The following is a 15,861-nucleotide window of genomic DNA, read 5'->3' on the forward strand; positions in this document are numbered from 1 at the left end:
GGACGGGATTGAGAACTTGGCCGGTCGTGGTGCGATCAGGCGGGGCGCATCATGGCGGTGAAGCGGCTGAATAGGTGATTGGCGTCGGATGGGCCGGGGCTGGCTTCGGGGTGATATTGCACCGAGAAGCAATTTTGCGCCGGGCAGGCGATGCCCTCGTTCGAGCCATCAAACAGGCTGCGATGGGTGATGGTGACGCCGTGCGGCAGCGAGGCTTCATCGACCGCGAAACCGTGATTTTGGCTGGTGATTTCAACCCGCCCGGTCGCCAGCTCTTGCACCGGCTGGTTGGCGCCGCGATGGCCGCGCGCGAGTTTGTAGGTTTTGCCGCCGAGAGCGGTGGCGAGGAGCTGGTGGCCGAGGCAGATGCCGAATAGCGGAATTTTCGCCTCAAGCACCCGGCGAATGGCCGGCACGGCGTAGCGGGCCGTGGCGGCGGGGTCACCGGGGCCATTGGAGAGAAATACGCCATCGGGCTGGTGGCGCAGAATATCCTCGGCGGTGCTGGTGGCGGGCACCACGATCACCCGGCAGCCAACACTGGCGAGATTGCGGAAAATATTGCGTTTGGCCCCGTAATCGACCGCAACCACGGTGTATAAGGGCGCGGTCTGCTGGCCGAAACCGCCGACGCGGTCCCAGAGTGTTTCGGTCCACTCATAGGGTTGGGTGCAAGATACGACGCTCGCGAGGTCCATGCCGGTGAGGCCGGGCCAATCGCGCGCTTGGGCGACCAGGGCTTGGATGTCGAATTTTTGGTCGGGCGGAAAAGCGAGCAGCGCGTTGGGGGCGCCGTCATCGCGGATCGAGAGGGTGAGGGCGCGGGTATCGACGCTATGGATGCCCGATAGGCCGATGCGGGCACACCATTCATCGAGCGATGCGGTGGAGCGCCAGTTTGAGGGTTTGCTGATGGGCCGGTTGAGCACGAGGCCGCGGGCGAAACTCTGACTGGCCTCGATATCTTCGGCATTGCTGCCTACATTGCCGATATGGGGGAAGGTGAAGGTGATGATTTGGCCGGCGAAGGAGGGGTCGGTCAGGGTTTCCTGATAGCCGGCCATGCCGGTGGAGAAGCACAATTCGGCGGGCTGCTGATCGGGGCGGCTCGGCGCACCAAAGCCGATGCCCCAGAATACCCGCCCATCGCCGAGCACCAGGGCGGCGGTGGCGCGATCGGGCTTGCGGGTCGATGCTTCGTGATTGACCCCGCCCGGCAGATCATCGAGGCTCAGGCCGGTGGCGGCGAGCACGGTGGGCCAGTGGCGCGAGGGGATTGCGCCGGTGCTGCGCCATTTCCGCACCGCTTCGGTCGAGACGGCGGTGAGTTTGGCGGCGGCGTCCGGGCCGCCGAGACGATCAATCAGGGATTCTATGGACAGGGGCATGATTGCAAGGCATATCGGAAATTAAATCCGGGTTCAATATCGCGGGCGGCAAGCCGGAAATTTTTTCCGGTCCAAAAGGGCAATGCCGATGGGTCATGCCGATGGTCAGAGTAAAGGAGCAAAAAATGAGTTCAGCGTTGCGGGCGCAGATGACGGAGAGTGTGAAGGCGGCGATGCGCGCGGGTGATGCGCTGCGGGTTTCGACGCTGCGCATGATGAGTGCGCGGTTGAAGGATTTTGACATTGCCGCACGGCCCAAAGGGGTGATGGAAATTCCCGATGCCGAGATTATTGCGATGCTGCGCGGCATGGTGAAATCGCGCCGGGAATCCGAGGCGCAATATCGGGCGGTCAATCGTCCTGCGCTCGCGGATAAGGAAGCGGCGGAAATTGCGATTATCGAGGAATTTCTGCCGCGCACGCTGGAGGGGGCGGCGCTGGCGGCGGCGGTGGAGCAGGCGATTGCCAGCACCGAGGCGGCGGGGCCGAAGGATATGGGCAAGGTGATCGCGGCGCTGAAACAGGCGCATGGGACCGATTTGGATATGGGGGTGACCTCAGCGCTGGTGAAAGAAAAACTAGCCGCCCGATGAATTGGCCGGCGCCTTTTCTGGATGAATTGCGCACCCGCACGCCGATTGCAGCGCTGATCGGCAAGCGGGTGCGCTTGACCCGTTCGGGGCGCGAGCAAAAGGGCTGTTGCCCGTTTCATAACGAAAAAACGCCGTCTTTTTACGTGTATGACGATCATTTCCATTGTTTTGGCTGCGGCGCGCATGGTGATGCGATCAGCTTCGTGATGCAGAGCGAGGGGGCGAGTTTTACCGAGGCGGTGGAACGGCTGGCGGGCGAGGCGGGGATGGAATTGCCCAAATCCGACCCGCAAGCGGCGGAGCAAGCCTCTCGCGAGGCGGGGGTGGTGGCGGTGCTGGCGATGGCCGGCGCAGAGTATCAGCGGCGGTTGATGCTGCCGGAAGGGGCGGCGGCGCGGGCCTATTTGGCCAAGCGCGGGTTGGATCGCGCGGCGATTGAGCGGTTTGGGCTGGGTTGGTCTGGCGAGGGGCGCGGCGCGTTGCTCGCTTCGTTGGGGCGCGAGGGGGTGAGCGCGGAGCGGCTGGTCGAGGCTGGTTTGATGAAGCAGGGCGAGCGCGGGCCGGTTGATTATTTTTATAGCCGGTTGATGTTTCCGATCCGTGACCGGCGCGGGCGGATTGTCAGTTTTGGGGGCCGGCTGCTGGGGGCGGGCGAGCCGAAATATCTGAACGGGCCGGAAACGGCGGTGTTTTCCAAGAGCCGCACGCTCTATGGGCTGGACCTGGCGCGCGCCGCGCTGCGCCAGGGGGCGCGGCTGCTGGTGGTGGAAGGCTATATGGATGTGATTGCGCTGCATGAGGCCGGGTTTGGCGGGGCGGTGGCGCCGCTCGGCACGGCGCTGACCGAGGCGCATTTGGCGGAATTGTGGCGGGTTTCACCGATGCCGGTGCTGTGTTTGGATGGCGACAAGGCGGGCCGGCGGGCGATGTTGCGGGCGATTGAGCGGGCTTTGCCGTCGCTGGCCGCTGATCGGTCGTTGATGGTGGCGCGGCTGCCGGATGATGAAGACCCCGATAGCCTGGTGCGTAAAGCCGGGGCGGCGGGGTTTGCTTCGGTGCTGGCCGGCGCGCGGCCGTTGGATGAGGCGTTGTTTGGGTTGCTGGCGGAAGGGGCGGATCAGGCGGGACCGGAGGGCCGGGCGGCGCTGCGGCGGCGCTTGGAAGCGGCGGCGGGGCAGATTACCGACCGGGCTTTGGCGAGCGAGATGCGGCGCAGTCTGCTGGATCGGTTCTTTGCGGCCCGCCCGGCGCGGTCGGCGCGCCCGGAGCGGGCGGGCTTTGGCGATCAGCGGCGTGGTGCCGCTCCGGTGCGCCGACCGCTTGGCTTGGTGCGCCCGGTGATTGCGCCGGAACGCACCCAAGAGCGGCGGGCGCGTCTATTGCTCGGAATTTTGTTGAAACATCCGGCGCTGATCCCCAATTTCGATGAGGCGTTGGTTGCCCTTGATCTGCCCGCATCGCTGATCGCGTTGCGGGCGGCCCTGATCGAATGGGCGAATTACGCCACGGCTCTTGACAGCGCGGCCTTGGTTGACCATCTCCGCACATCAGGTTTCGGGGATTTAATGTCGAGCATCGAGGCTGAAACGCTGCCATCCATCGTGTCGCGCCCTGACGCGCTCCGGCCCGACATCGAAGCCTGCTGGTATGGGATTTTCGGCCTGATGAATCTCGATTGGTTGCGCGACCAATGCGCTGAGCAACATCGGCGCTGGCGTGAGACCAACGATGCTGGGCATTGGGACCGGCTGGTATCGCTCACCCAGGCGCTCAAACGGGCCGAGCGCGGCGAGAGCGACGAGGATGCGCTAGATTGAGCGGATGATGATTGAGCGGATGTCGCGTGAGCGGATGACGCGTGATGAGAATGCAACCGGGGCGCACTGACCCGGAGATAAATTGGTTCGCCGCCTATGATACGGGTTGCGATGCTGTTTGCGATACTGTGTGTGCGATACTGTGTGATCGAGTTGGAGACTATGTTTATGGCCATCAAACCAGCCACTGCCCCGCAATCCGAGCCCGCCGCCGCTGAGGCCGAGCCGGAGACTGTGACCCTTGATATCCAATCGGCCTCGGTGAAGCGGCTGATCGCGCGGGGCAAGGAGCGCGGCTATATTACGTTCGATGAGCTGAATGCGGTGCTGCCGGCGGAGCAGAATAGTTCCGAGCAGATCGAGGATGTGATGTCCCAGCTCAGCGAGATGGGCATTCAGGTTGTCGAGAGCGAAGAGAGTGACGATGTCGAGCCGGTGACTGAGAAGGCCGAAGAGGCCGTTGATGCCGAGGATGAGCCGGTTGCGGGCAATATCAGCGAGGCCAGCGCCGGGCGCACCGATGATCCGGTGCGGATGTATTTGCGTGAAATGGGCACGGTGGAATTGCTCTCGCGCGAGGGCGAAATTGCCATTGCCAAGCGCATTGAAGCCGGCCGCGACATGATGATTGGCGGGCTGTGCGAAAGCCCGCTGACCTTCCGGGCGATTATTGCCTGGCATGAGGCGCTGAAATCGAGCCGGATGTTGTTGCGCGACGTGATTGATCTGGAAGCGACGCAAGGCGGCGGCGAGCCGACCAGCGAAGCCGGGTTTGATGCGGTGGTTGAGGAGCCGGAGGAAGAGGAAGAAGGCGAGGGGAGCGGCATGTCGCTCTCGGCGGTGGAAGAAAAGCTCAAGCCGGAAGTGTTTGAGACTTTTACCGTGATTGAGGATTTGTACGAAAAATTCATGAAGCTCCAGCATAAAAGGCTGGATGCGCTGAACGCCGGCACCGAGGCCAATAAACGCTCAGAAAAAACCTATGAGAAATTGCGCGATGAGCTGGTCGCCAAGGTTGAGCAGGTGCGGCTGCATACCAACCGGATTGAAGAATTGGTGGTGCAGCTCAAGGAATTGAGCCAGCGGCTGAATGGGCTGGAGGGTCAGCTTTTGCGGCTGGCGGAGAGCTGCAAAATTTCGCGCGAGGATTTTCTGGCGGCCTATCGCGGCTGTGAGATGGACCCGGCTTGGCTGGATCATGTTGCTGATCGTCCTGGCAAGGGCTGGAAATTATTTGTCACCAAGCATGCAGCGCAAATTACCGAATTGCGGGCGCAAATTGGCCGGATCGCTGCCGAGGCGCAATTGCCGATTGAGGAATTCCGCCGGGTTTATGCCACGGTTTCGCGCGGGGAGCGTGATTCGACGCGGGCGAAGAAGGAAATGATCGAGGCGAATTTGCGCTTGGTGATTTCGATTGCGAAAAAATACACCAATCGAGGTTTGCAGTTCCTGGATTTGATCCAGGAAGGTAATATTGGCTTGATGAAGGCGGTCGATAAGTTTGAATATCGGCGCGGCTATAAATTCAGCACCTATGCGACGTGGTGGATCCGTCAGGCGATTACCCGCTCGATCGCCGATCAGGCGCGCACCATTCGCATTCCGGTGCATATGATTGAGACGATCAACAAATTGGTGCGCACCTCGCGCCAGATGCTGCATGAAATTGGCCGCGAGCCGACGCCTGAGGAATTGGCCGAGAAATTGGGCATGCCGCTTGAGAAAGTGCGCAAGGTGCTGAAAATCGCCAAGGAGCCGATCAGCCTGGAGACGCCGATTGGCGATGAGGAAGACAGCCATTTGGGCGATTTCATCGAGGATAAGAACGCGATCATTCCGCTCGATGCGGCGGTGCATGCGAATTTGCGCGAGGCGGCGACGCGGGTGTTATCTTCACTAACGCCGCGCGAGGAGCGTGTGTTGCGGATGCGTTTTGGTATCGGGATGAATACCGACCACACGCTTGAAGAAGTGGGCCAGCAATTCAACGTGACGCGTGAGCGCATCCGGCAAATTGAAGCCAAGGCGCTACGCAAATTGAAGCACCCGACGCGCAGCCGAAAATTGCGGAGCTTTCTGGAAGACTGAGCGGCAATGTCCAGCTATTGGCAGGCGTTGCCGGGTGAGGCCGTTGATCGGGTGATCGTAACGGTGAGTTTCATGCGCCTCGATGCGAAGCCGGAGCGGCGCTGGTCGGCCTTGCCGGAGGGGACGCGGTTGGAATTGGCGCCGCGTTTGAGTGTGGCAGCGTATCGCGATTTATATGATCGGGTGGGCGGGCCGTGGTTATGGTGGCTGCGCCGGATGATGACCGAGCCGATGCTCGCGCGCTTGCTCGCCGATCCGGCGGTCGCGGTGTATCGGCTGTGGCAGGGGGAGGCGGTTGCCGGCTTTTTTGAGCTGGATGCGACGAGCTGGCCCGATGTTAATTTGAGCTATTTTGGCCTGCTGCCTGAGGCGATTGGCCAGGGTTTGGGGTTTTCGCTGCTGGGGGCTGCGATTGATCAGGTGTTTTCCGGGCCGGTGCGCGGCATGACGGTGAATACCTGCACGGCGGATCATCCACGGGCCTTGCCGAATTATCAGCGGGCGGGGTTTCGGATTATCCGGCAGGTGCGCGAAGTGTGGGATATTCCACAGCGATTGGGTTTTGTGATCCCGCCGCATTTGCGCCCGATTGGTCAGGCTTCGGGTTACTCTGCAGATCGGGCGGGTGATGCTAGCGGTGCGGCGTGATCACCTCGCTTGCGCTGGTCGCGCTGGCGCTGGCATTCGCGTGGAGCATGGGCGCGCATTATACCGGGGCCTGCATGGGCATGCCCTATGCTATGGGCGCGTTATCGCGCCGGGCGGCGCTGGGGCTGATGGCGGTGCTGGTGTTTTTGGGGGCGAGCCTGTTCAGCCATGCCACGCTAGAGCGGATTGGCACCGGGATTATCGGCGCTGAATTGCACAAGCTGGATGCGGCGCTGGTGTTGGCGGTCGCGTTTGGGTTGACCACCTTATTCACCGGGCTGCGGATTCCCACCTCGACGATCCAGATTTTTGTGGCCGCTTTGGTGGGGGCCGGGTTGGCGCTGGGTCTCGCGGTGGCGTGGGGGCATGTGCTGGGCTTGATTATGCTGTGGGTGGCGGCGCCGGGGGTTGGGTTTGCGCTCGGCTGGGGTGGCACATATTTGTTAGACCGGGTTTGGCGCGTGGCGTCGCGCTTTGGTGATCCCACGCGCACGGGGCGGGGCTTGCTGGCTTTGGGTGGCATGGCCGCTTCGTTGGCGATGGGGGCGAATGATGTTGCGAATGCGACGTCGGTGTTTCGCACCACGGGGTTCGGGTCGGTGTGGTTGGCGGCGATGCTGGGTGGGGCGGGTTTGGCGCTGGGTGCGGTGACCTGGGGGCGGCCTTTGCTGGAGCGGGTGGCGTTCAAGGTCGTGACGATGGATTTGCCGATGGCGATTGCGGCGAAATTTGCCCAGGCGCTGATTGTGCTGGTGGCGGTGAGTTTTGGCGCGTTCACCTCGATGAACCAGGCGTTGATCGGCGCGATGGCGGGGGCGGGAACGGCGCGCGGCGGGGCGATTGATCGGGCGGCGCTGGTGGGAATTTTGCGCGGCTGGGTGATTGGGCCGGTGGCGGGGTTGGCGCTGGGATTCGCGCTGGTGCGGCTGCGGCAAATGCTGGGCATTGGCTGATGGCGTTGGTGCCAGAAATTTTATTTCAGTCGAACCATGTGCTGATAATCAACAAGCCGGCGGGGTTGGCGTGTCATCCGGGCCCTTCGGGGGCCAAGCGGGGTGGGCCGAGTGTGGAGGATTTTTTTCCGCTTTGGCGGCGTGGGCATGATGGGCCGTGGCTTGCGCATCGGCTCGATACGGACACGGCGGGGTGTTTGATGGTGGCGCGGCGCAAGACGGCGTTGCGCGCGATCCAGGATGGGTTTCGCACCGGGGCGGTGCGCAAGATGTATGCAGCGATTGTGCGCGGGGTGCCGGGTGCAGCGTCCGGGGTGATCGAGGCCCCGTTGACCAAACTCAATGATGTGACCGGTTGGCGCATGGTGGTTGATCCGGCGGGGCAGGCGGCGCGCACGGTCTGGCGGGTGTGGGCGGTGGCGGCGGGGCGGGCGTTGCTGGAATTGCGGCCTGAGACCGGGCGGACCCATCAATTGCGGGTGCATTGTGCCAGCATTGGCCATCCGATCATTGGTGATCTGGTTTATGGCGAGGGGGCTTCTGGCGAGGGGGCTTCTGGCGAGGCGGCGGGCGGGTTGAGCTTGCTCGCCCGGCAGTTGGATTTGGTGTTGCAGGATGGGGCGATCCATGCGGAGGCGCCGTGGTCGCCGGCGATGCGCGCGGCGTGGCGCGAGACGCTGCCTGACCGATAATTCATCGAGAGGATTTTTGTTCGCATCGGCTTACGGACAATGCTCTAGGTGATTGTTTTAGAGAGGAATTTTATCCGATCCGATGATTTGATTGGGTCGGATGGTGCGGGGAGCGGCTCGATCCGCTCTTGCATGGCGGCTTGGGGGGCACCAAGCTAGAATGATGAAACGCGAACCCGGCCCGATTATCGATATGCAGCCTGACGGCAGTTTTGCGCCGGCCCCGAAACCGGGGCTGGGCACGGTTTTGCTGCGGATTGCGATCGTTGGGGTGGTTTTGGTGGTCGGGATTTCGCTGCTCTGGGCGGCGCTGGTCAGTGCGGCGGTGATGGTGCTGGGCGGCTTGGCGCTGTATGGGTTTTGGCGGTTTCGGCAATCGCCGTTGATGCAGTGGTTTCGCGGCAAATCATCCAAACAATCATTGACCCGTTGATTTAGAGCGTGCTGGGTTGGCATTAATCACGCTCTCACCCTTGTTTGCCGATCAATTTCATTGGTTTCGGTCGACTATGTCTGGTCAACCAAAACCAATATTGATCTAGCTCGGATCATAGGGGTTTTTGCTGCCACGGAGCGAAATGCGGATCGGCGTGCCGGGCAGTTTGAAGTGCTCGCGCAGGCTGTTGACCAGATAGCGCTGATAGGAATCCGGGGTGGATTCGACGCGGGTGCCGAACAGGATGAAGCTGGGCGGGCGGGCTTTGACTTGGGTGATATAGCGCAGTTTCAGCCGTCGTCCTTCGACCAGCGGCGGCGGGAACCGTTCAAGCGCGCCTTCGAACCAGCGATTGAGCGCGCCGGTGGGGATGCGGGTGTTCCAGATGGTGGCGGCGTCTTGCACGGCGGCGAGCATTTTGCCGATGCCCTCGCCGGTTTCGGCGGAAATCGGGATGGCGGGAATGTCTTTGAGCTGCGAGAGCGAATCGTTCAACCGCTCGCGGATGGCGCGGCGGGTGGCGTCGCGGTCTTCGACCAGATCCCATTTGGTGAGGGCGATGATCAGGCTGCGGCCTTCGCGCTCGATCAGCCGGGCGATTTGGAAATCCTGATCATCCATGCCGCGTGCGGCATCGACCGCGAGGATCACGGAATCGGCGCGTTTCATCGCCTCGATGGTGGCGGAGGTGGACATTTTTTCCAGCCCCTCATCGACGCGGGCGCGTTTGCGCAAGCCTGCCGTGTCGATCAGCCGGTAGCGATGGCCGTCGCGGTCGGTGAAATCGGCGGCGATGGCATCGCGGGTGAGGCCGGGTTCGGGGCCGGTGATTGAGCGTTCGGTGCCGAGCAGGCGGTTGAGCAGGGTGGATTTGCCGGCATTGGGACGGCCCAGGATGGCGAGATGCAGCGGGCGGTCCGCTTCGGGCTGTTGCGGGCCGGTCTCGGGGAGCATCTCAAGCATGGCGGCGATCAGGGAGGACACGCCCTCATTATGCTCGGCGGAAATGGCGATGGGTTCACCAAAGCCGAGCTCGAAGGCTTCGAGGGCGGCATTGGCGCCGGCGCGGCCTTCGGCTTTGTTGGCGACGACCAGCACCGGGCGACCGGAGCGGCGCAGCCAGGCCGCGACATGGCGATCATCGGGCAGCAAGCCGGCGCGGCAATCAAACATGAACAGCACGAGGTCAGCCGTGTCGATTGCGGTGCTGGTGGAGGCGCGCATCCGCCCGGCGAGGGTTTCGGGCGGGGCCTCTTCGAGACCGGCGGTGTCGATCAGCACCACGCGGCGGCCAAATAATTCGGCCCAGCCTTCTTTATGGTCGCGGGTGACGCCGGGTGTGTCATCGACCAGCGCCATGCGCCGACCGACGAGGCGGTTGAACAGGGTGGATTTACCCACGTTGGGCCGCCCACAAATGGCGATTTTGGGTTCCACGGTGCGAGGATGCTTATCGGTAACTGGTCAGGACGGCATTGCGCGTCAGGGTCAGTAATTGGCCGTTGACGGCGATGGGGGCGTGATCGGCCTTGCCGCGCAAATGCAGGGCATGGGCGGGTTGATCGAGCAGCGCGCCGGTCATCGCATCGACCATCAGCAGCCGGGAATCATCGCCAGCGAGGATCAGGCGGGTGCCCGCAAGCAGCGGGCCGTGCCAAGTGATCGGGCCGGAATCGGATTTTTCGTTGCGGAAGGCGGGCAGTTGCGTCACCCAGGCGACGCGGCCTTCGATGGCATCGATCGCGGCGAGTGTTTGATCATCGGTCAGGAGAAACAGCCAATTGCCGGCGGCGGCGGGGGTGGATGACGCACCGGCGCTATGGCTCCAGATGCGGCGACCGGAGCGCAGATCGAACGCGACGGTGGAGCCGGAGACGGAATTGACGATCACCAGATTGCCGCTGATCACCGGGTCCGCCAGGATGGTCGCGATGTTTAGCGGGTTGCTGGCATCATAGCCGGCGGCGAGGCTTTGTTCCCAGATGGCGGTGCCGGTTTCGGCGTGGATGCCCGCGATCAGGCCGGTGCCGAACCCAGCGACCACGATGCCGTGCTGATAGGCGGGCGCACCGGCGCCGAGCACGGAATTGACCGATTCGCCGGCGGGGAAACGCCAGCCAAAAGCGCCGGTTTTGGCGTCATGAGCGACCAGCGTGTTGTCGAGCTGGACCAGATAGACCGAGCCGCCGCCGATGGTGGGCGCGGAGCGGGCCGGCTGGCCGAGCGATTTTTGCCAGCGCAGCGCACCGCTGGCCGGATCGAGCGCATGCAACTCGGAAAAGGCGGTGGCGACAAATAAGGTGCCATCGGCAAAACCCAGCCCGCCGCCGAGCGCGAAGCTGGTGACGTGTTTGGGGCGCATGGATTTACGCCAGACGCGCCGGCCATTGCTGGCATCAAACGCATCGACAAAGCCATTGGCGTCCATGGTGAAAACTTGGCCGTTCGCGGCAATCGGGGCGGCGTGCAGCACCCGCCGATAGGTGGCACCGGCGCCGATGGAACTGTGCCAGGCCTCGCCGAGCTGCTCGGGCAGCGCGATATTACCGGTGGCATGCAGCGCATTGCGCGCCGATTGCGACCAGGCTTGGTTGGTCGCAGCGGTGGGCAGGCTGATGGGCGGGGCTTGCGGATCGATTTTGAGCGGGTTGCGCGTGGCAATCACCGGGATTTTCACGCCGGGGACGATGCTTTTCTTTTTGCTGTCGAACAGGCCGCAACTGGCGAGGAGGCCCACCGGCAGCATGAGCGCGGTGCGGCGGGCGATTTTGATGGGACGCTGCATCGGGCGGACCTAGGATTGCACGGTTGAGAGCAAGCCTTGCGCCAGATTGCGCAGGCCCGCCGGCGTCGCGGGATCATCGGTCACGCGCTGGAGCAGGGATTTGGCGGCGGCATCGTTGTGCTGATGCAAATCGAGCACCGCTTGGTCGAACTGGGCGATGTCATGCCAGGCATTGTTCGGGTTCATCAGCGGTTTGAGTTTGGCGCTCACTTGTGCGGCGGGGGCGGTGCCGAGGGCGCTCTGCGCCCAGAGCAGATTACCAAGATCGCGCAGGGCCGGATGACCCTCGGCTGATGCGCCGATCTGCAACCAGAGCGCTTGGGCTTTGGGCAATTGCCCGGCGTCGCGATACAGGCCCGCTGCGCGCAATTGCGCGAGCAGCTTATAGCCAGTCGGGGCGGTTTTGGCGAAATTGAGCAAATCTGCCGCATCGGTCAGCCGCTCTTGATTGGTCAAAGCGGGGCCGGCGGCGGCAATCTGGTCGGTCAAGCCGAGATAGAGCGAGGCGGCGTGCAGGGCTTGTTGATGGCGGTGCCATTGCCAGAATTTGTAGCCGCCCACGCCGGCCAGAACCAGCAAGGCGGCACCGAGGAAGGCACCGGCATAGCGGAGCAAAAATTGGCGCGTGCGATCGGCGCGCAGATCATCGGCAACTTCGTCAAAAATATCGGGCACGCCTGGTCTCGCTCTCTGTCTGTGTCGCTGGGTCTGTATCGCGGGGTCTATATCGCAGGGTCTGGGTCGCTGGCGACAGGCGATGGGGCCAGCGATGCGACGCCCCAATCGCCTGTTCGCGCCCTACATAGCGGTGCTGACCGCTTTGAGCAACGTAACTGAATTTTCACCTTTTGGCGCGATAAAGCGAGCATGACGCATCGACGATGGATCAAAAGGATCATGCTGCTGGGCGGGCTGGTCACGGGCTTGCTGGGGCTGAGTGGCTGTGGCTTGAGCGCGGGGGCGGATGCGGGCATTGGCGCTGGGGCGAATCTGGTGGCGCTGACCACGATTCATCGCACGATTCCCGATGCGATTGTCTCGCTCGCTTTGCATCGTGATTGTTCGTTGGCCCGGCTGGATGCGGGCAAAAGCTATTGCCGCAATCCGGCGCCGTTGCCGCCGCCCATCCCCTATTGCACCCGCACATTGGGGCAGGTGACATGCTGGTCTGACCCGGAAAATTTGCCGGATCATGCGCCGCCGGTCGCTGAGGGGCCGAACCGGTTGAGCCGGGCACAATTGGCCAATCGCAATCATGGTTGGCCCTAAGCGGCTGGACATAAGCACACCGGTTCGGATCACGCTTGCGCGAGCCATGATCGATGTGCTGCGCCAGGGCGATGATGGGGGGGTGCATGGCTTGACCGCGCGGTGAAACCCGATAGGGTGAGGCTGACGCGATTATCGATTTTAATAACGCAACAAAGCAGCCCTTAAACCATCACGATCTGACCATCATTCGGAGGAGCGAACCATGGATACGGCGCCAAATTCCGGCCAATTATCGCATCAAGCGCTGGAGCGGTTGCGCGGTTTGCGTAGCGAAGGCAGCCATGAGGGGATTTTTACCTCGGATTTCTCGGTCAATGAATTTTTGATGGTGCGCGAGGCCGGGTTCGAGCCACTTGGCCTGGTGGTCGGCTCCTGCATTTATCATGTGGGCGTGCAGTATAGTTCCTGGAGCAAGAACCAGGAAATGACCGTGCTTTCGCAAGCCATGTATCATGCGCGCGAATTGGCCATGTCACGCATGGAGCAGGAAGCCTCGGCGCTGCATGCCGATGGGATTGTTGGCGTGCGGCTTGAAGTCAAACGCATGGAATGGGACCAGGATATTCTGGAATTCATGGCGATTGGCACCGCGATTGCGCATTCCGCCGGTCATCCGATGTTCAAGGGCGTGGGCGGCAAGCCATTCACCTCGGATTTGTCGGGTCAGGATTTGTGGCTGTTGCTGCAATCGGGCTATCGGCCGCTGGAAATGGTGATGGGCTCGTGTGTGTATCACATGGCGCATCAGGGCGTGATGCGCTCGCTCGGGAATGTCGGGCGCAACACCGAAATCGAGGTGTTTACCCAAGCGCTGTATGATGCGCGCGAGTTGGCGATGGAGCGGATGCAGCGCGAGGCCGGTGAGGCCAAGGCCGAGGGCGTGGTTGGGGTGCAGCTCAAAGAAGGGTCGCATAATTGGCAGCCCCATGTGATCGAATTTTTTGCCGTGGGGACGGCGGTGACGCCGGTTGAGGATAAATCGGTGCTGCCGGAGAAATTGATCCCGCAAATTGTGTTGCCGGTGAATGATTAACCTCAAAAGGGGGGTGTGGAAATGAGTTTGTTATCGCGCTTTAGCAATCTGGTGGCGGCGAAGGCCAATAAGTTTCTCGATGCGGCAGAGGATACCGATGCCGAGCTAGATTTATCCTATGAGAAAATGCTGACCAGCTTGCAGGAGACCAAAGGCCATTTGGCCGATGTGGTTGCCGAGCAAATCACGCTTGAGCATCAGATTGCCGATCATAAAGCCGCGATCGACCGGCATGATAATGATGCGCGCATTGCCCTGAAAGCCGGGCGCGAGGATTTGGCGCGGGCGGCGTTGGCGGATAAGGCGGCTGAGGAGCACCGGCTGGAGCCGATTCAGGGTTCGCTTGAGCACGTGAAGCAGCAGGCTGATAAATTAAAGCTCTATGAGCAAAAGCTCGAAGATAAAATCGAACAATTCCGCACCGAAAAAGAATCGCTAAAGGCCGAGCATCATGCCGCCGAGGCGGAGCTGAAGGTGGATCAGCAATTGGCCGGGATTGGCAAAGGGTTGGGCGGGGCTGGTGATTTGATCCAGCATGCGCGCGACAAGACCCATGCGATGTCAGCCAAGGCCGAGGCGATGGAACGGTTGATGGATGAGGGCGTGATCCATGATCCGTCTGACCACAGCACCGGCAATGATCACGAAATCGCGAAATTGCGGGATCAGGCGGGGATTGATGACCAATTGGCCAAATTACGCGCCGAGATGGAGGGATCAGCCCCCAAGCCCGAGGCGGATAAACCGTGAGTGAGACTACCGATGCGTGACGGCACCCATGAGTGACAGCACGGGTGGGTTGGATCTGCACGCGGCGTTTATGCGCCGGGCGGCGGCGGACCAGCCTGCCTTTCTCGAAGCCTTGGCGATCCGGCTGGAACAGGCTTTGCCGGGCCGGGTGCAGGTCGTGCGCAAAAAAGACGGGCTATTTTCGAAAACCGCCCATGTGCGCGCGATTACGGTGGATACCGGTGACGCGCGCTACGGGTTGGAGAACGAGGCGGGATTGCTGCAGGCGAGCCGGGCGCGCGGCACCCATGGGGTGGTGTTGAAGCGCGACACGCTGACCGTGCCGCAATGGTTGGATGAGTTGAGCGCGGCCTTGGCCAAATTATCGACCGATGCCGAGGGTGCGCACCGGGTTTTGCATGATTTTCTGATGTCCTGAGGAGGGCGCCATGTCGTTCAAGGATTTACTGAAGGGCGTGGTGGGGGCGGTCGCGGCGCAGGTGCCGCTAGCGCAAGATCCCGCCGAGGTGGCGCGGCAAGATGCGCGGATGCAGGAATGGTCGGTCGCACTCCGGCGCAATAGCGTGCCGGGTTTCGTGGCCGAGCGGCTGCGCCATACGGCGGCGGGCAAATTGCCCTGGGTTTCCACCGCATCGCCCGCCGATTTGCTCACGTTGCACACTCACGGGATCGAAACGCTGGGCATGGTGTCCGGCAATTGCTGGTTTCATTTCGGCTTTTCCTGGACCGAGGGCCATCGTGATGGCTGGAATGCGGCGATTGCCCGCATGCAGCATGAAGCCGAATTGATGGGGGCGCACGCGGTGGTGGAGGTGCGGCTGAAGACGCGCCGGCTGAACGATGCCGAGGCGCGATCTTCGATGGATTATGCGGTGACCGGAACCGCGGTGACGATCAAGGGCTACGCCCATAGCGGCCCGCCTTTGGTGGCGACCGTGTCGCAATTGGAGTTTGCCCGGCTGCTGGAGGCGGGAATTTTGCCCATCGGGCTGGCGGTGGGGGCGCATTTCGAGTGGATGGCCGATCCGTACGGCTGGGCGGATGCGCGGCGCAGTTTTTACAATCAGGAATTGGAAGTGCTGGCCGGGTTTCAGCGCCGGGTGCGTGCCTCGGCGGTTGATGGCATGCGTCGGCATGCGCGCAGTCTGCGCGGCTCGGGGGTTTTGGGGCGGGTGCAATTCACCGAAATGTTCCGCGAAGAGGGCCGCAATGAAGAGCCGACGCAATATTTATGTCGGCATATCGCGTTTGGCACGACGATTCTGCACCGGCGCAACCAGCATGAATCGCTCAAACCGCGCGCGGTGTTGATGATGGGCCGGGCCAAGGCGCCCTCGCTTGAAGCGGCGGAGGATATTATTTAGTCGCGACAAAAGCCCATTGACGCGGTCACGGGCGATTCG

At 62.2% G+C, this 15,861-nt stretch carries 16 protein-coding genes; 12 read left to right on the forward strand and 4 right to left on the reverse strand.

Annotated elements, in window-relative coordinates:
- Nucleotides 1-35: 35 nt before the first annotated feature.
- Nucleotides 36-1,388, reverse strand: coding sequence for a glutamine-hydrolyzing carbamoyl-phosphate synthase small subunit (carA, locus tag ACYUCQ_RS04585; RefSeq protein ID WP_460253327.1), 1,353 nt, complete (start codon nt 1,386-1,388; stop codon nt 36-38).
- Nucleotides 1,389-1,513: 125 nt separating this feature from the next.
- On the opposite strand from carA, the gene ACYUCQ_RS04590 reads away from it, so the two are divergent.
- The 7 genes from ACYUCQ_RS04590 (at nt 1,514) to ACYUCQ_RS04620 (ending at nt 8,615) form a co-directional block, all read left to right on the forward strand.
- On the forward strand, nt 1,514-1,981 hold the full coding sequence (locus tag ACYUCQ_RS04590) for a GatB/YqeY domain-containing protein (RefSeq protein ID WP_460253328.1): 468 nt from the start codon (nt 1,514-1,516) through the stop codon (nt 1,979-1,981).
- Nucleotides 1,978-3,798 (forward strand): DNA primase, encoded by a 1,821-nt coding sequence (gene dnaG / locus ACYUCQ_RS04595; RefSeq protein ID WP_460253329.1) that lies wholly within the window; start codon nt 1,978-1,980, stop codon nt 3,796-3,798. The genes ACYUCQ_RS04590 and dnaG overlap by 4 nt, the downstream gene beginning before the upstream one ends.
- 168 nt (nt 3,799-3,966) lie before the next feature.
- Nucleotides 3,967-5,889: an RNA polymerase sigma factor RpoD gene (gene rpoD / locus ACYUCQ_RS04600; protein ID WP_460253330.1), complete on the forward strand. Its 1,923-nt coding sequence runs from the start codon at nt 3,967-3,969 to the stop codon at nt 5,887-5,889.
- 6 nt (nt 5,890-5,895) lie between these two features.
- On the forward strand, nt 5,896-6,537 hold the full coding sequence (locus ACYUCQ_RS04605) for a GNAT family N-acetyltransferase (protein WP_460253331.1): 642 nt from the start codon (nt 5,896-5,898) through the stop codon (nt 6,535-6,537).
- Nucleotides 6,534-7,490: an inorganic phosphate transporter gene (locus ACYUCQ_RS04610; protein WP_460253332.1), complete on the forward strand. Its 957-nt coding sequence runs from the start codon at nt 6,534-6,536 to the stop codon at nt 7,488-7,490. The genes ACYUCQ_RS04605 and ACYUCQ_RS04610 overlap by 4 nt, the downstream gene beginning before the upstream one ends.
- Entirely contained in the window at nt 7,490-8,182 is a 693-nt protein-coding gene (locus ACYUCQ_RS04615) for an RluA family pseudouridine synthase (protein WP_460253333.1), read from the forward strand. Before ACYUCQ_RS04610 ends, ACYUCQ_RS04615 begins: the two co-directional genes overlap by 1 nt.
- Nucleotides 8,183-8,342: 160 nt before the next feature.
- A complete protein-coding gene (locus ACYUCQ_RS04620) occupies nt 8,343-8,615 on the forward strand; it encodes a hypothetical protein (RefSeq protein WP_460253334.1) in 273 nt (90 codons plus the stop codon).
- 105 nt (nt 8,616-8,720) lie between these two features.
- On the opposite strand, the gene der is transcribed toward ACYUCQ_RS04620, so the two are convergent.
- From der to ACYUCQ_RS04635, 3 genes are read right to left on the reverse strand one after another with little or no spacing between them, the layout of a single operon-like run.
- Entirely contained in the window at nt 8,721-10,055 is a 1,335-nt protein-coding gene (gene der / locus ACYUCQ_RS04625; RefSeq protein WP_460253335.1) for a ribosome biogenesis GTPase Der, read from the reverse strand.
- A 13-nt stretch (nt 10,056-10,068) separates the two neighbouring features.
- The gene (locus tag ACYUCQ_RS04630) at nt 10,069-11,403 is read right to left on the reverse strand and encodes a PQQ-like beta-propeller repeat protein (protein WP_460253336.1); all 1,335 of its coding nucleotides are present in this window, start codon (nt 11,401-11,403) and stop codon (nt 10,069-10,071) included.
- 9 nt (nt 11,404-11,412) lie between these two features.
- The gene (locus ACYUCQ_RS04635) at nt 11,413-12,078 is read right to left on the reverse strand and encodes a tetratricopeptide repeat protein (RefSeq protein ID WP_460253337.1); all 666 of its coding nucleotides are present in this window, start codon (nt 12,076-12,078) and stop codon (nt 11,413-11,415) included.
- A 192-nt stretch (nt 12,079-12,270) separates the two neighbouring features.
- Here ACYUCQ_RS04635 and ACYUCQ_RS04640 point away from each other — a divergent pair, with 192 nt between their 5' ends.
- From ACYUCQ_RS04640 to ACYUCQ_RS04660, 5 genes are all read left to right on the forward strand, one after another.
- Nucleotides 12,271-12,672 (forward strand): hypothetical protein, encoded by a 402-nt coding sequence (locus ACYUCQ_RS04640; RefSeq protein ID WP_460253338.1) that lies wholly within the window; start codon nt 12,271-12,273, stop codon nt 12,670-12,672.
- Nucleotides 12,673-12,877: 205 nt separating this feature from the next.
- Entirely contained in the window at nt 12,878-13,708 is an 831-nt protein-coding gene (locus ACYUCQ_RS04645) for a heavy metal-binding domain-containing protein (RefSeq protein ID WP_460253339.1), read from the forward strand.
- Between the two features lie 21 nt (nt 13,709-13,729).
- Nucleotides 13,730-14,458: a PspA/IM30 family protein gene (locus ACYUCQ_RS04650; RefSeq protein ID WP_460253340.1), complete on the forward strand. Its 729-nt coding sequence runs from the start codon at nt 13,730-13,732 to the stop codon at nt 14,456-14,458.
- 28 nt (nt 14,459-14,486) lie between these two features.
- Nucleotides 14,487-14,876, forward strand: coding sequence for a hypothetical protein (locus ACYUCQ_RS04655; protein ID WP_460253341.1), 390 nt, complete (start codon nt 14,487-14,489; stop codon nt 14,874-14,876).
- A gap of 10 nt (nt 14,877-14,886) precedes the next feature.
- The gene (locus ACYUCQ_RS04660; protein WP_460253342.1) at nt 14,887-15,822 is read left to right on the forward strand and encodes a heavy metal-binding domain-containing protein; all 936 of its coding nucleotides are present in this window, start codon (nt 14,887-14,889) and stop codon (nt 15,820-15,822) included.
- The last annotated feature ends 39 nt before the right edge of the window (nt 15,823-15,861 follow it).

The sequence above is a fragment of the Acidiphilium sp. MT5 genome (assembly GCF_054767495.1).

Bases quoted from the DNA above. Each gene is read 5' to 3' on its own strand.
- carA (WP_460253327.1), bottom strand. From the start codon at position 1,388: ATGCCCCTGTCCATAGAATCCCTGATTGATCGTCTCGGCGGCCCGGAC.
- ACYUCQ_RS04590 (WP_460253328.1), top strand. From the start codon at position 1,514: ATGAGTTCAGCGTTGCGGGCGCAGATGACGGAGAGTGTGAAGGCGGCG.
- dnaG (WP_460253329.1), top strand. From the start codon at position 1,978: ATGAATTGGCCGGCGCCTTTTCTGGATGAATTGCGCACCCGCACGCCG.
- rpoD (WP_460253330.1), top strand. From the start codon at position 3,967: ATGGCCATCAAACCAGCCACTGCCCCGCAATCCGAGCCCGCCGCCGCT.
- ACYUCQ_RS04605 (WP_460253331.1), top strand. From the start codon at position 5,896: ATGTCCAGCTATTGGCAGGCGTTGCCGGGTGAGGCCGTTGATCGGGTG.
- ACYUCQ_RS04615 (WP_460253333.1), top strand. From the start codon at position 7,490: ATGGCGTTGGTGCCAGAAATTTTATTTCAGTCGAACCATGTGCTGATA.
- ACYUCQ_RS04620 (WP_460253334.1), top strand. From the start codon at position 8,343: ATGATGAAACGCGAACCCGGCCCGATTATCGATATGCAGCCTGACGGC.
- ACYUCQ_RS04630 (WP_460253336.1), bottom strand. From the start codon at position 11,403: ATGCAGCGTCCCATCAAAATCGCCCGCCGCACCGCGCTCATGCTGCCG.
- ACYUCQ_RS04640 (WP_460253338.1), top strand. From the start codon at position 12,271: ATGACGCATCGACGATGGATCAAAAGGATCATGCTGCTGGGCGGGCTG.
- ACYUCQ_RS04645 (WP_460253339.1), top strand. From the start codon at position 12,878: ATGGATACGGCGCCAAATTCCGGCCAATTATCGCATCAAGCGCTGGAG.
- ACYUCQ_RS04650 (WP_460253340.1), top strand. From the start codon at position 13,730: ATGAGTTTGTTATCGCGCTTTAGCAATCTGGTGGCGGCGAAGGCCAAT.
- ACYUCQ_RS04655 (WP_460253341.1), top strand. From the start codon at position 14,487: ATGAGTGACAGCACGGGTGGGTTGGATCTGCACGCGGCGTTTATGCGC.
- ACYUCQ_RS04660 (WP_460253342.1), top strand. From the start codon at position 14,887: ATGTCGTTCAAGGATTTACTGAAGGGCGTGGTGGGGGCGGTCGCGGCG.